This is a genomic window from Flavonifractor sp. DFI.6.63, from assembly GCF_024462255.1.
Lineage (GTDB): Bacteria > Bacillota > Clostridia > Oscillospirales > Oscillospiraceae > Lawsonibacter_A > Lawsonibacter_A hominis.
In genome coordinates this window covers 42,621-54,233 of sequence record NZ_JANGBE010000005.1, presented here as the reverse complement: position 1 = coordinate 54,233, position 11,613 = coordinate 42,621, and the positions used below count along the sequence as shown (strand labels likewise).

Here is an 11,613-nt window from a genome sequence, read left to right as displayed (position 1 = left end):
CGGAAAATCGAATTTCACCCAGGGGATATATAACTTGGGTGAAATTTGAGCAGGGAAAATACGGGAACTCCTTGCGCCTCAGTGGGTTCGAGGCTTTGAAGCATATCCAATTTTGAACAGCTAAAATGGGGGCAAAATTGGACATTATGAATTGCTCAAAAAAGTTGCAGATTTTGAATTTTCCTTGGGAAGCTGGCGGGGTGTAAATCGCCACTTTCTGGCGTCGTCACCGATCTTTTGGAAGAGCCTCGCCTCGGCCAGCATGGGGGTGTCTTCGCTGATGTTGAACTGGAAGCACTTCCTGCAGTCGTTCCAGATCCCCCACTTGACTCCTGGAATACCATGGTAGTAAGTATCGCGTTTCATGCTTTCATCTCCTTCAGTTTGTCGCGGAAATAGAGGTTATCGAGCGCATATCGCTCCTCAAACGGACGGATGTCGTCCCCGCAGGCGGCTCGGAGCGCCTGGTCGACTTTCTCTTTCGTGTAGACGATCTCCGGATCGTATGCGCCGTCGTCGACACACAACTGGGCGTATTCCTTAAAGGCCTCCAGGAAGGCGCGCTCGAACCGGCGTGACATTTTTGGCCCGAAGCGGAACTCATTGTGGAGTGCGATAATGGCCATGTCCAAGCATTGCTGGACCGTAAAGCCTTTCATGATCTCCAATCGTTGCTGAAGCTGAAGTATCTCCTGTTTGGCATTGAGTAGTTGAACATAGGTATTTGGCTTTGACACTGTCCTGCACCATCCTCATTTCTTTTTCCTGGCTTTGGTCCGTCTGGGCGCGCTGTCAGCGGGGGTATAACAGTCTTTCCCAGGGTCATAGGCCACAGCGTTCGGTGCGCCGCATACGACACACGGAATATCGAAGGCCCAGTCTGTGACATTCGTCAGATAGCGTGCCGAGCGTCCACATTCGCACCGGGTGTAGGCCCGGTAGGGCTTGGAGAGTTCCGTCAGATGTCCGCAGGCTCTGCACCGGTATTCGGTGGTAGGCATCCGCAGACACACCGTCGTCTCCTGGTGACAGGCCTCACACCGGATATGGACAAAGCCTTTCCACGGCTCACTCATGGGCGCCTCCGGTGTGTGTGTGTGTCTGGCGGGGACTGGGGCGGAGCAGGCATAACCGCGTGCAGCTCTTCGTTGACATCTTCAGCTGCATTCTCGTCCGGAGGATCCTCGCTACTCTGAAGGGCCTGCCCCGGCACTTGTTCTGAAGACTTTTCTCTGACTTCGACGCTCCATCCATAGGAGCAGGTGCGGCGAAAAATACCGGCGGCGGTATCACACTCTAAAGCGCCCTTACCGTTGCCAATCACCTCGCAACCGCACTTAGGACAGGCAGCATATAACTCCATGAGTTTAGCAGCAATCACAATGTCCATGCTCTTTATCCTCCTCTCCTTCCGACGGGTACTCGGCGGCCTCCAGGCCGCGTAACAATACCCCCATAGCCTCCGGTGTCAGGTCGGTAAATTCTTCCCTGTCCACGCCTACGATCAGGATCGGTCCTACCCAGTCCACGCCCAGAAACCGAATATTGCGTTCCAGTCCGAGTAGCCGCCCTTCCTCATTGCAGATGATGGCCACATCTGTGGCCAGGGAAACCGTCTCAATATATCCACCTACAGTGGCCTGCAGTTCTTCCAGGGTGTTGGGAATGTCCCGCGGTTCCGGTCGGCTTCCAGGCGCTTTATAAATCACTCGCATGGAAGATCCTCCTCCTTCCCAATCAGGCCATGCGACTGGGCAATAATCAGGAGAGACTGCCGCAGCGTCTCCAGCAGGACAGAATCATCTTTCGCTCGCTTGGCCAGGTATGCCAGGTTTGATACTTCTACTTTCAATCTGATTAATTTCAGATGGTCATCAGCTGCGCCGGCGGCCATGCGAAGCGCGTCGGCCAACTCCTCTGCATTCCGGCGTTCACGGTCGTACCGGGTGATTCCTGTTTCTTGGTAACTCTGATACGCACGATCAGCTTTGACCTGGTACTTCTCCGCCAGGTCATAGAGTTCTTTCTCGGTCATAGCGTTTCTCCCCCAGTTCCCAGCGCCAGCTGGCCGCCTTGATAGAGTTGATACAATGTCTGTCCACGGCCATCCGTCAAGTAGGGCAGGAATACTTCCTCCAGGTCCACCTGACCGGCCTCAATAATAGCCATCTGAGCCAATACCCAGTCGCGGATATTCCGCCAGGCCGTTCGTTCGGCCTGCCCAGGCTTAGATTTGATTTTCTGCTGTTCGAACACGGCCTTCACACCGGCTATGTTTGCTGGCAAGCAAAACCCCCGTGGCCCGGCTGGTGTCTCCAGGGCGAACATGACGCCGGTGGGCTGCCCGGCCGCATCATAGTCCATCATGATTTTCCGGGCACCATGGCTGGCAAGCGCGGCCTGGATCTCGCCGAGGCTCTTATAGACATCCACCTCAGTGGTGTAGTTCTTGATCGCCATAGTCTCCTCCATTACAGACCCAGCACCTTGGCCAGCGTACAGCTGTCGCAGTGCTGTTTTTCCAGTTCTGTCTCATTGGCACATTCCCGCGGCCAGCGGCAGTAGTTGTCACAAAAGGTCTGGATGGCCCTGTTTGCCGCCGTTTCCCAGCAGGCTGCGTGGAATACATTGGCGCACCGAACCGGCTTGCCGCAGATTTTACAGTTCGGCATCGTCATCCTCCTCGGTCTCGCGCTCATACTCCTCGCGGGTGATGTACTCCACTTGGTCGGGATCCACGCCGCAACACGCAGCCATATCTGTCTTGATCGCGTCAGCGAAGGCCTCAGTCAGGTCCTTCAACTCAGCAGTACCCAACGGGCTGATATACACTGAATGCGACGCATAGCCCTCTGAACCTGGGCCACCGTACAAAGAGGATCCATGAATCCGAAAATAGAGGGACACTTTCACTTCAAAATGGGGACAAAACATAAATCAATTCCTTCTTTCGTAGTGGTTATTGGATAATCAGAACCGACTTCTGGCTTGGAGTACGGCATATTTTCGTTGAGCCTGCTTTTTCCGCGCGGCCCGGCATCTGGGGCAGAAGTCGTGAGCCTGGCGCTCCAGGAACTCTCCGCCGCACCGTTTGCAGTATTGCGGTCGGATCCGCTGGAAGGAAGTGCAGGCGTCGCAGATTTCCTCGCCGGCGGAACAGCCTTTTACCGGGTGCCAGTGCTGGCACATAAACCGTTGCCAATATGGGTCGTAGCCCAAATCGTTCATTCGTTTCCGGAGCAGTGCATCCAGGATAGAAAGATTCCGGCGGATCTCGGTTTTGGTCCTGGTCAAGTTGAATCCTTGACGCACGGTCGGCTCCGGCGCGCCATATCCCCAGATACCTGTACCGAGCATGGTTCGGACCTTATCCGCATCTTCTGTCAGATAGGTGTAGTAGACCTTCCCCCGGACTGCCTTTTCAGATTTTCCGATCACCGAGCCGATCGCGGTATAGCTGTCGCCGTGCCGTATGCCATCAGCGAGAGCCTGGTAATGGGCGTCCGTCCAGACGCTGTCCTTGCCGTGATTGTCGGCCCGTACAGGGCGGTCTTTCAACTGTAGATCCCGGCATCGGCGGGCAATAGCCCCCTCTGACCGGCGTAAGATCTTCGATAATTCTGCGTAGCCATACCGTTGTTGTTTGAGTAAGGTGCGGAGTTTACTGTCTTCATCGGCTGTCCAGGGGTCTTTCCGCTGAAGGGAAAAAGCTTGATAGTCCTTCCGTCGTTGTTCGGCCACCCAATCTGGCTCCTTGCCCAGCGCCAGGGGTTCCAATTTGGAGAAGTCAATAAAACTGCGGTGCTGTTCGGCCCACTCCCAGAATTCATCCAGATAGACGACCCGCCAGCGACAGTTCAGCACCAGCTTCATGTGGATCGGCAGGCCGCGCTTCTTTACCCAACTCTCCATCTGGTAACTATACGACTGGCTGTTATCGGTCAGCGTGAGCAGTAGTTGATTCAGAGTCACATAGTCACCGGCCTCCAATACCGCCCCCAGCTTCAGCTTGGACGCCCGGACTTTGACCGCGTCAACAGTACGCCCCAGCTTTTTGGCAATGGCCGGAATGGACGCACGGCCCCAAGCCTCCTTCAGATACTCTTGCTCTTCAGCAGTCCATCGCTTCGGCATCTTCGGTGTTCGCCTCCTTTCCCTTTCAAGCTGCGGCGATTTTAAGGCAGGTCTAAATCTCTCTTTGCCGTAAAAACCGGCCTTGTATGGTCTGAGGCCCTTGGCGCACAAGGGGCGAGGCGTTTTAGAGGATACGGCCATTCAAGGCACGATTTTGGGGTGGAAAACCCGTATCTTTTTAGTCTTTTTTGAAGTAATAGTCCACCCAGCCGGCCGCGTTGAGCGGGAGCCCCGACGCCCAAGGCGCGGGTTGAGACATGATCTGAATGACCCTGTCAAGATCTGCAGTCCCCTCTGGGACCTCCAGGACTACTTCATCGTGAACATCAAAGACTATTCGATACCCCGCCGCCGCCAGTTGTTCCATAGCATAGAACAAGCAGTCCCGTGCAACGGCCTGCGTGATGTTCTCGGCCAGCTTTCCTCCATAGGTCTCCAGCGTTGACCACTTTTTGCTGGTCTGATTCTGGCCCATGTAACAAATACTGGGTTTCCCAAATCGATTGGTCCCCATATGGGGGTTCGCATAGTAGAGTTTGCGGCCGCTGGGAAGCAGAATAGAGAGGAAGTCCAGATTGTTTTTCGGGTCACATTCTCGGCTGATCGTGACTGCGCCTACGGTAGAGACACGGCCCGAAGTAACTGCCTCCTGCGCTGCAGCGTCAAGCATGTACCAAAAATTCACTATAGCGGGATTGGACTTTCGCCAGCGGCTCACAATGTCCGGCAATTCGTCCTCCGCCAGTCCGCTTCTAAGGGCGCCCATCGTGATCAGGGCACCGGTGCCGCCCTGGTAGCCCAAAGCAAGGGTTGCGACCTTGCCTCTTGCTCGGTATGCGTACTCCGGATTGCCTTTCTTGATTAGGTCAAACGGTATGCCGAACATCTGCGCGGCCGTGGCCTCGTAGATCTTCCCGTGGCTCCGGAATACATCCAGGACCCACTCTTCGCCGGCAAGCCATGCGATCACTCTGGCCTCGATTGCTGAAAAGTCTGCGTCGATGAATGTCATACCCGGTCCGGCCTTGAAAACGGTTCGGATCAATGCGGAAAGTGGGGTGGTCACGCTGCCGTAGATCAGCCGGAGGGTGTCAAGATCACGAGCCTTTACTAAATCTCGCGCGGTATCCATAGCGGGCACCACATCATGGGGAAGGTTTTGCACCTGCACCAGCCTGCCGGCCTCGCGGCCGGTCCGATTGGCACCGTAGAACAACAGAAGGCCCCGCACGCGTCCATCCGAGCAGACACAGGTCTCTACGGCATTGTATTTTTTCGTGCTGGTCTTACCTAACTCCCTGCGGATCTCCAGCATCCTCTTGGCCGCATCACTGGAGAGTTCCTTGCCGAGCAGGTCTGTGACCGTGGCTTTTCTCAGGTTGTCCAGCTGTTCTCCGGTCTCCTCTTCCAGCCAGTGGGTAAGCTGGGCGACGCTGTTCGGGTTCTGAAGACCGCTGATCCTCTGCGCCTCAGCAATTAGCTGAGCCTTAACCGTTTCGCCCAGAATGATCGCGCTGTCCGCCAGTTCCATGTCGACGGCCACACCCCGGAGATTGATCAGCTGATCCAGACACCATTGGCGCTGGATGTCTTCCGGCACCGGGAAATTCTCCAGGCGACGATCAATCTCCATTTCGGCTACGACATCCTGCCCATTATAGGCCTTGAAGAGTTCCCATTTTTCTGGATCGTGGTGCGGCAGATTTCGGGTGCGGCCGCCGTTGCTTTTCGTCGGGGTGCATGGCGTACAGAAATACCGGACAAGAGATCTTCCTATGGACATTTTTTGCTGGTCTTGTGGAAGACCGAGGGCTTTGCCGGTTGCGTCCAGGCCTGCAGGATAGCCGGCATACATTCCATGTAGCATGGAACACTGCCACTGCTGAAGCCAGGTTGCGGCGGAAAAGCCGTTATGGTGTTCATCCTCCGACAGCTTAAAATAGCGACTGAGACAGTACCACTCAAATGCGGCGTTATAGGCGTGTTTCACACAGTCCGGATCGAACAGCCAGCGCAGGACCTCCTGAGGCAGATATGCGCCCGGTACCATCAGATCCACCACCTGAACAGGCGCACCGTCCAAAGAATAGGCAAAGAGCATCACTTGAAAAGCCGGGCTCTGGGCGTACTTATAAAGGCCGGCCTTCCCGATAGAAATATCGCTGAATGTCTCAATATCGATGGTAAGGTTGTGCTTCATAAAGTGACCTCCTGGGGGAAATGGGCCCCCAGATACGGGGGCCCATTCCTATTAGACGCCTGGCCAGCCGGACGGGGTGGGCCATCCGCCGGGGGCGGCCTGCGCAGGGGCCGTCGGCCAGCCTGCAGTAGCACCCGCCGGTGCCGCAGGAGCAGGGGCGGCCGGCCAGCCTGCAACCGAGGGCATGGGCGCCGCAGGAGCCACTGCAGAGAACGCTTCCTCTGCAGTCACGCGGCTGACCAAAGGATCTCCATCCCGCGTCTTCTGGATCCCGTTCAGTCCGCAGCCGATTCCCTTTTTACCAGCCTGATTGTAGGCGTAGAAGGTGACATTGGCATTTCCGTAGCATCCGGAATAGACATCGGCGGGATTGATGATTTTCTGGACCTGCGCGTCCACCACAAAGGGAGGCCTGTCGGCTTTGCAGGAGGCAGTGAATACCCAATGCCCCTTGCACTCAGGGCCAAACGGCTGGCCGTCGGAGGGGCGAGGACCGTCGCCGTCGTGGACGCAGATTGCAGGAGCGGGCGGCCGGACGCCGCCCCACTTTGCAGTCACCCCCGCTTCAATGGCAGCATTGACCGCGGCATCGATAGCGGCTTTGGCCTGCTGATTCGTCTTGGGGACCAGAATGGTCGTCGAAAACTTCGGCTCACCTGCAGGGTTGTTAAATGGGGGCTGGGGCTGGAACACATTAGTGTAGGAGAAGCGGACTTCTCCAATGGTGATAGTGGTCGGTGTCATGATAAGTGACCTCCTTGTCGTTCAGATTGATGTGCTTCATGTACTGGCTGGTGTGGGGGAGAATGCGACGGCAGCGGCGTTATACGGCGGACGCTTGTCGCTTGCCGGAACGAGTGTAGGCTTGCCAGGCTCTTTCCGGACGAGGCCGTCTGACACTTCTGCGAAGGCCTTTTTGCCCAGTGCCTTTTCCAATGCCGGGGCGGTCACCGGCTTCCGCTCCCAAAGCATGGCTTCTGCTACGCCCCGCTCCTGCAGGGTCTTGAAGGCGGTGTCAAGGTCAGTCCACTCGCGAGATCCGCGGCCCGCCACGGCCTTATAACCGGGGATTTCTTTGCCATTCAGACAGGCCAGAAGCGCATACGCCTCCAGGTCCTTGTACCAGGCCACAAGACCCGCTCCGGCGGCCAAGGCTGCTCCCACCTCTTCATCGGTCAGCAGACGCCCAGAATACCCTTCCGGGATCTCGGAAGACCCTGCGGCCGGGGCCTGCTCATACTGGCGGCCCACCTCCAGCATTTTACTGGCCCAGGCCGAGCACTGGGGCTTCCCGCGGCAGAACCGGCACCAGTCCCCAGGGCAGGCCGGATCTTCGGCGACTTGGGCGCGTCGTGCGGCGGGGCCGGCGGTATCTTTGCCCCACTGCAGAATAGCGGCCACGGTCGTGTCCCATCGCTTGACTCCGCCGGCATGAGGTTGGACGATAACAAGCGTGGCGTCCGTAAGCGAGTCACCGTAAATCGGTCTGAAGGTCTGCAACGCCCCCAGCGCATACAGCATCATCTGGGCATTTCCTTCGGCATCGACCGGGACGCCGGCGCCATTCTTATAGTCTACGACGATGATCCGGCTCCCACCGATCATGATACAGTCACTGGTCCCGAACCCTTCTGGAACCCAGTCCGTGTATTGGACCTGTGTCTCCAGCGCCACGAAAGGCGGCGCTGGGAAGGCAAGGGCCAGTTCCTTCAGAGTCTCCAAATACAGTTCCGTAGCATCTTCCATTGCCGGGTCATAGCTGGGATCCGCGCGGAACTTTTTCAGCTGGGCATTGTAGGCCCGCTTGCCGACCGGCTCCATAAAGTAGCTGCGCGCCTTGTATTCAGCGATGGAGTGCGCGAGGCGTCCGGCCTCTGCATAAGGGCTGGTGGCCTCCGGAAACATAGCTTGGACACTGATGTACTGCGGACACGACAGCCAGGCGTGTGCCTGGGAGGGGCCAAACGGTGAATGAATTTCAGGACTTGGCATCGTCTTCGTCCTCCTCCGTGTGTTCCAGCGCACAGTCAATGCGCTGCTCCTTGAAAGCAGCCATTTAGATCCGTGCCCCCAATCCACGCAGGGCCATAACGAAGGGCCCCATCTGCTCCGGTCTTAGTTGCGTGACTGCCTGCAGGCCGAACTGGGCCAGCAAATTGGTCAGCGCCGTGATCTTGTCGGGGCCCTGCTGGGCCAGTTCCGCGCCGGCGCGGGCAATATCGTCGATCGAGTACTTGGGCGGCTCGGTCCCCAACCCAGTGAAATTAGAAGGGACAGATGCAGAAGATGCAGGGCTGGGCGCAGGTGCAGGTGCAGGAGCCGGGGCAGTGGTAGGGCCCGGTGCGGGGGCGGCCGGGGTTGGCGCGGTGCCGACGGGGGCCGGGGCCTGCTGAGACGGCGCGGCGGTCTCCACAGGCCGCTTGGCGGACCCGGCCATCTCTGCTTCCAGGATCCTGTCAGACGCAGCGGCTACAGTGGGGTCATGGAGGCAATGCGTTCCGAAAGCGGTGAGACTGGACAGCGCCTCCAGTGGGGTCTCTCCGGTGATTTTGATTTCGATCATGGTCGACTCCTCCTTTGTCAGTGTGCTTCCTCTACAGTGAGGATGATGCCGTTCTTAGGGTCGATGCCGGCTTCCTGGACCTCGTTTTTCTTCAGATAGAGCGTGGTCAGGTTGCCGGCGTCGTCCCGCCGTTCGAAGCGGTAGCAGGTCTTGGTCTCATTGCGGAAGTTCATAGGGATCTTCATGGTGGATCATCCTTTCTTTTTGTATTCCTGCCCTCTGCCGGGAGCCCGCCGTATGTCAAAGGACTGGCGGGGCCGGCTCAAAGAGAGGGCATCCCGGGAAGTCAGGAGGACACCCGGCAGGGGGCAGGAAGATGCGTGATATTTCAGGCGGTCTTCTCGCGGTACAACTCAACTTCCTGAACGCCGAACTCCACTGCGTCCTCGTGGTCTTCAAAGAAAATGTCGATGGAGTTCCCATTGACCGCTCCGCCAGTGTCCTCAACGATGTAGGTATGGCCGTCAAGAATGACCTCGCTCCCCTGTGGTAGGACATCCCAGTCGGCGGCAATGGTGCGGCCCTCCTCCGGGATCGTGCCGGAACTGGTGCGCTGCACATAGTCCTCGCCCCGGTCAGGATGCTCTGCGGACCATATTCCACAGCATTTCACGCAGGGGCAGTAGGCGGTGGCGCGGAAGGTGCCGATCAGTTCTAACTCTGGGGTGGCCATCTCCGGGCTCTCCTGGGCCGTGGTGGGCGTTTCAGGTGCGGGGGTGACCGTGGACACCTCCGCCTCCGGAGGCGGCTCCTGCGAGGCCTGTGCCCTGCCGACGGCATATCCGGCGGTGATGCCGATGCCCAGCAGGACAAGAACGAATGCGGTAAAACGGATATTGGCCGACCTTCGCTGGATCCGCCGGCGCTCCTCTCTGGTCAGGTGCTTCATGGCTTGACCCTCCTCAGTTGCCCGTATTCGGGAACCGGCGCGGTGGTAGACGGCGGATTCCCTGCGGCGATATAAGCGATGACCTGGTCTGCGTCGACCAGTTTCTTCCGGCCAACATGAGTCACAGGGACGGCTTCCGTGGCGATCAGTTGCCGTATGTAGTGAAGTGTGACTTCGCTGTCCGGATCCTGGGCCCTGATGATCTCATGGACCTTGGCGGCTGTTCTCATGCGTGGCATGGCTTCCTCCTTTCGTAGTGGTCAGTGAATTCGGTTGTAACTTATTAAGTTACTTTTTGGCGAAAAAAATTTCTGCTGGGTTTTTAATTCCGAGGAGGGCAATCATTTGATCGACCTCATCAGTCCCAAAAACACCCTTCTTCATCTTGGAGTAAAAGGTTTTCTCAGTCATGCCAAGCTTCTTGGCAACCTGTCTCTGAGAAAGCCCCTGCTCCGCGATGATACCGCGAAGTTTCTCTGTGGCGACCATGGTCTTCCTCCTTTCTCCTAGAGCAGTAACCTGCCAAGTTACTAAAAGCATAGCACTGCATTAGGCACTTGTCAAGTTATTTTTTTCTTGACTTAGGGAAAAAAAGTTATATAATTGAGTTACTAATTTTGATAGGAGCGCAAAGGTATGGATAAGGGTAGCCGGATTAGAGCCGCTAGGGAGGCGAAAAACCTAACACAAGAGGAACTCGGCACTCTGTGTGGAACAACTAAACAAACTATTTTCAAGTATGAAAATAATATTGTGACTAACATCCCTACAGATCGGATGGAAAAGATGGCCGAAGTTCTCGGTGTAACCCCGTCCTATCTCATGGGATGGGAAGGCATTACACTGGAGACCGTCTCAGAAGAGCATCGAAGCGGCCGCTCCCAGGCCAAAGAAGATATGTATCGGACTTTCGGGGTAGAGCATTCCGCAGCGGATCTTCGGATGGTAGGGGAGAGGACCGCCCTGCTGTACTATAAGGCGATAGATCGTCGATGTGCGCCGGAACTCCTGGGCCTGATCAATGAAGTGGATGAAATGGAATATGCGGAACTAGAGAACATCCGGCTCTTGGTCCAGGCCTATCTGCACGCCGACGCCCAGATCCGCGAGATCGTCGACACCGCCCTGAAACCCTATCGGCAAGAAGAAATAGCCTCCGAGGAAATCGGATAATCTATGTAGATTTCAGAAAATCCTAGTTCACTATGGAGGGATCGTTGTGTCAAATAAAATGGTGGCCTGCAAGGTATGTGGAGAACAGATCGCAAAGAGTGCCAAAGTATGTCCGCACTGCGGAGCGAAAAGAAAACGACATACTGCCCTGGGGGTTACATTGACTGTACTCGGAGTGCTTTTGATCGCCGGAGCCGTCGGTAGCATGGGCGGGTCCCCTTCGGGAAGTGACGGATCTCAAGCGGCCGGCGACAGCGTGTTCGGTGTCGGAGAGCCGGTAGAGATGGACAATGTCGTCGTGACGCTGGACAGCGTTACTGAAAACTCCGGAGGCAATTACATGACACCTACTGACGGCAAAGTGTTCGTCGTATGCGAATTTACCATTGACAATCAATCTGAACAGGATATCGCCGTCAGTTCCATGCTTTCCTTCAACACCTACATAGACGACTATGCCTCTCCATTGAATCTTTCCTCGATGTTGAGTACGAACCAGACACAGCTGGACGGGACCATCGCGGCCGGAAAGAAGATGAACGGCGTGGTGGGCTATGAGGCAGATCCGGACTGGCAGAATATCGAGATTCGCTTTACCGCGGATTTCTGGTCTGATCAGGAATTCATTTTTACTTACAGCAAATAAAAAAAGAA

19 protein-coding genes are annotated in these 11,613 nt (G+C 56.4%); 2 read left to right on the top strand and 17 right to left on the bottom strand.

Annotation, left to right across the window (positions count from 1 at the left end; translation table 11 throughout):
• Positions 1 to 144: 144 nt before the first annotated feature.
• The 17 genes from NE547_RS03945 to NE547_RS03865 all read right to left on the bottom strand — a co-directional run bounded on the left by NE547_RS03945 (position 145) and on the right by NE547_RS03865 (position 10,275).
• Positions 145 to 366 carry a hypothetical protein gene (locus tag NE547_RS03945; RefSeq protein ID WP_256174827.1) on the bottom strand — a complete coding sequence of 74 codons (222 nt, stop codon included), beginning with the start codon at positions 364 to 366 and terminating at the stop codon, positions 145 to 147.
• Complete coding sequence (locus NE547_RS03940; protein ID WP_256174826.1) at positions 363 to 737, bottom strand: hypothetical protein; 375 nt, start codon at positions 735 to 737, stop codon at positions 363 to 365. The genes NE547_RS03945 and NE547_RS03940 overlap by 4 nt, the downstream gene beginning before the upstream one ends.
• A gap of 15 nt (positions 738 to 752) precedes the next feature.
• Positions 753 to 1,076 (bottom strand): hypothetical protein, encoded by a 324-nt coding sequence (locus NE547_RS03935; RefSeq protein WP_256174825.1) that lies wholly within the window; start codon positions 1,074 to 1,076, stop codon positions 753 to 755.
• Entirely contained in the window at positions 1,073 to 1,363 is a 291-nt protein-coding gene (locus tag NE547_RS03930; RefSeq protein WP_256174885.1) for a DUF3797 domain-containing protein, read from the bottom strand. Before NE547_RS03930 ends, NE547_RS03935 begins: the two co-directional genes overlap by 4 nt.
• A 4-nt stretch (positions 1,364 to 1,367) precedes the next feature.
• Positions 1,368 to 1,715, bottom strand: a complete 348-nt coding sequence (locus NE547_RS03925; RefSeq protein WP_256174824.1) for a DUF3846 domain-containing protein — start codon at positions 1,713 to 1,715, stop codon at positions 1,368 to 1,370.
• A complete protein-coding gene (locus NE547_RS03920) occupies positions 1,706 to 2,035 on the bottom strand; it encodes a hypothetical protein (RefSeq protein ID WP_256174823.1) in 330 nt (109 codons plus the stop codon). The genes NE547_RS03925 and NE547_RS03920 overlap by 10 nt, the downstream gene beginning before the upstream one ends.
• The gene (locus NE547_RS03915; RefSeq protein WP_256174822.1) at positions 2,032 to 2,460 is read right to left on the bottom strand and encodes a hypothetical protein; all 429 of its coding nucleotides are present in this window, start codon (positions 2,458 to 2,460) and stop codon (positions 2,032 to 2,034) included. Before NE547_RS03915 ends, NE547_RS03920 begins: the two co-directional genes overlap by 4 nt.
• An 11-nt stretch (positions 2,461 to 2,471) precedes the next feature.
• A complete protein-coding gene (locus NE547_RS03910) occupies positions 2,472 to 2,672 on the bottom strand; it encodes a hypothetical protein (protein WP_256174821.1) in 201 nt (66 codons plus the stop codon).
• Between the two features lie 298 nt (positions 2,673 to 2,970).
• A complete protein-coding gene (locus NE547_RS03905; RefSeq protein WP_256174820.1) occupies positions 2,971 to 4,134 on the bottom strand; it encodes a hypothetical protein in 1,164 nt (387 codons plus the stop codon).
• A gap of 178 nt (positions 4,135 to 4,312) precedes the next feature.
• Positions 4,313 to 6,334 (bottom strand): DNA polymerase, encoded by a 2,022-nt coding sequence (locus tag NE547_RS03900; protein WP_256174819.1) that lies wholly within the window; start codon positions 6,332 to 6,334, stop codon positions 4,313 to 4,315.
• Between the two features lie 51 nt (positions 6,335 to 6,385).
• Positions 6,386 to 7,078 carry a DUF2815 family protein gene (locus NE547_RS03895; protein ID WP_256174818.1) on the bottom strand — a complete coding sequence of 231 codons (693 nt, stop codon included), beginning with the start codon at positions 7,076 to 7,078 and terminating at the stop codon, positions 6,386 to 6,388.
• A 36-nt stretch (positions 7,079 to 7,114) separates the two neighbouring features.
• Positions 7,115 to 8,326, bottom strand: coding sequence for a DUF2800 domain-containing protein (locus NE547_RS03890; protein ID WP_256174817.1), 1,212 nt, complete (start codon positions 8,324 to 8,326; stop codon positions 7,115 to 7,117).
• A gap of 64 nt (positions 8,327 to 8,390) precedes the next feature.
• Complete coding sequence (locus tag NE547_RS03885; RefSeq protein ID WP_256174816.1) at positions 8,391 to 8,897, bottom strand: hypothetical protein; 507 nt, start codon at positions 8,895 to 8,897, stop codon at positions 8,391 to 8,393.
• A gap of 17 nt (positions 8,898 to 8,914) precedes the next feature.
• Positions 8,915 to 9,082 carry a hypothetical protein gene (locus NE547_RS03880; RefSeq protein ID WP_256174815.1) on the bottom strand — a complete coding sequence of 56 codons (168 nt, stop codon included), beginning with the start codon at positions 9,080 to 9,082 and terminating at the stop codon, positions 8,915 to 8,917.
• Positions 9,083 to 9,225: 143 nt separating this feature from the next.
• Positions 9,226 to 9,786 (bottom strand): 3D domain-containing protein, encoded by a 561-nt coding sequence (locus NE547_RS03875; RefSeq protein WP_256174814.1) that lies wholly within the window; start codon positions 9,784 to 9,786, stop codon positions 9,226 to 9,228.
• Positions 9,783 to 10,025, bottom strand: a complete 243-nt coding sequence (locus tag NE547_RS03870; RefSeq protein WP_256174813.1) for a hypothetical protein — start codon at positions 10,023 to 10,025, stop codon at positions 9,783 to 9,785. The genes NE547_RS03875 and NE547_RS03870 overlap by 4 nt, the downstream gene beginning before the upstream one ends.
• 49 nt (positions 10,026 to 10,074) lie before the next feature.
• Positions 10,075 to 10,275: a DUF739 domain-containing protein gene (locus tag NE547_RS03865; protein ID WP_256174812.1), complete on the bottom strand. Its 201-nt coding sequence runs from the start codon at positions 10,273 to 10,275 to the stop codon at positions 10,075 to 10,077.
• A gap of 147 nt (positions 10,276 to 10,422) precedes the next feature.
• Here NE547_RS03865 and NE547_RS03860 point away from each other — a divergent pair, with 147 nt between their 5' ends.
• Together NE547_RS03860 and NE547_RS03855 are read left to right on the top strand one after the other, a co-directional pair.
• Positions 10,423 to 10,959, top strand: a complete 537-nt coding sequence (locus NE547_RS03860) for a helix-turn-helix domain-containing protein (RefSeq protein ID WP_256174811.1) — start codon at positions 10,423 to 10,425, stop codon at positions 10,957 to 10,959.
• Between the two features lie 46 nt (positions 10,960 to 11,005).
• Positions 11,006 to 11,605 carry a DUF4352 domain-containing protein gene (locus tag NE547_RS03855; RefSeq protein WP_256174810.1) on the top strand — a complete coding sequence of 200 codons (600 nt, stop codon included), beginning with the start codon at positions 11,006 to 11,008 and terminating at the stop codon, positions 11,603 to 11,605.
• Positions 11,606 to 11,613 lie beyond the last annotated feature (8 nt).

Excerpts from the sequence above, each read along its gene's own strand:
- NE547_RS03905 (WP_256174820.1), bottom strand. The coding sequence starts at position 4,134 with ATGCCGAAGCGATGGACTGCTGAAGAGCAAGAGTATCTGAAGGAGGCT.
- NE547_RS03945 (WP_256174827.1), bottom strand. The coding sequence starts at position 366 with ATGAAACGCGATACTTACTACCATGGTATTCCAGGAGTCAAGTGGGGG.
- NE547_RS03915 (WP_256174822.1), bottom strand. The coding sequence starts at position 2,460 with ATGGCGATCAAGAACTACACCACTGAGGTGGATGTCTATAAGAGCCTC.
- NE547_RS03875 (WP_256174814.1), bottom strand. The coding sequence starts at position 9,786 with ATGAAGCACCTGACCAGAGAGGAGCGCCGGCGGATCCAGCGAAGGTCG.
- NE547_RS03895 (WP_256174818.1), bottom strand. The coding sequence starts at position 7,078 with ATGACACCGACCACTATCACCATTGGAGAAGTCCGCTTCTCCTACACT.
- NE547_RS03930 (WP_256174885.1), bottom strand. The coding sequence starts at position 1,363 with ATGGAGTTATATGCTGCCTGTCCTAAGTGCGGTTGCGAGGTGATTGGC.
- NE547_RS03860 (WP_256174811.1), top strand. The coding sequence starts at position 10,423 with ATGGATAAGGGTAGCCGGATTAGAGCCGCTAGGGAGGCGAAAAACCTA.
- NE547_RS03910 (WP_256174821.1), bottom strand. The coding sequence starts at position 2,672 with ATGCCGAACTGTAAAATCTGCGGCAAGCCGGTTCGGTGCGCCAATGTA.
- NE547_RS03925 (WP_256174824.1), bottom strand. The coding sequence starts at position 1,715 with ATGCGAGTGATTTATAAAGCGCCTGGAAGCCGACCGGAACCGCGGGAC.
- NE547_RS03885 (WP_256174816.1), bottom strand. The coding sequence starts at position 8,897 with ATGATCGAAATCAAAATCACCGGAGAGACCCCACTGGAGGCGCTGTCC.
- NE547_RS03935 (WP_256174825.1), bottom strand. The coding sequence starts at position 1,076 with ATGAGTGAGCCGTGGAAAGGCTTTGTCCATATCCGGTGTGAGGCCTGT.
- NE547_RS03865 (WP_256174812.1), bottom strand. The coding sequence starts at position 10,275 with ATGGTCGCCACAGAGAAACTTCGCGGTATCATCGCGGAGCAGGGGCTT.
- NE547_RS03890 (WP_256174817.1), bottom strand. The coding sequence starts at position 8,326 with ATGCCAAGTCCTGAAATTCATTCACCGTTTGGCCCCTCCCAGGCACAC.
- NE547_RS03870 (WP_256174813.1), bottom strand. The coding sequence starts at position 10,025 with ATGCCACGCATGAGAACAGCCGCCAAGGTCCATGAGATCATCAGGGCC.
- NE547_RS03900 (WP_256174819.1), bottom strand. The coding sequence starts at position 6,334 with ATGAAGCACAACCTTACCATCGATATTGAGACATTCAGCGATATTTCT.
- NE547_RS03920 (WP_256174823.1), bottom strand. The coding sequence starts at position 2,035 with ATGACCGAGAAAGAACTCTATGACCTGGCGGAGAAGTACCAGGTCAAA.
- NE547_RS03880 (WP_256174815.1), bottom strand. The coding sequence starts at position 9,082 with ATGAAGATCCCTATGAACTTCCGCAATGAGACCAAGACCTGCTACCGC.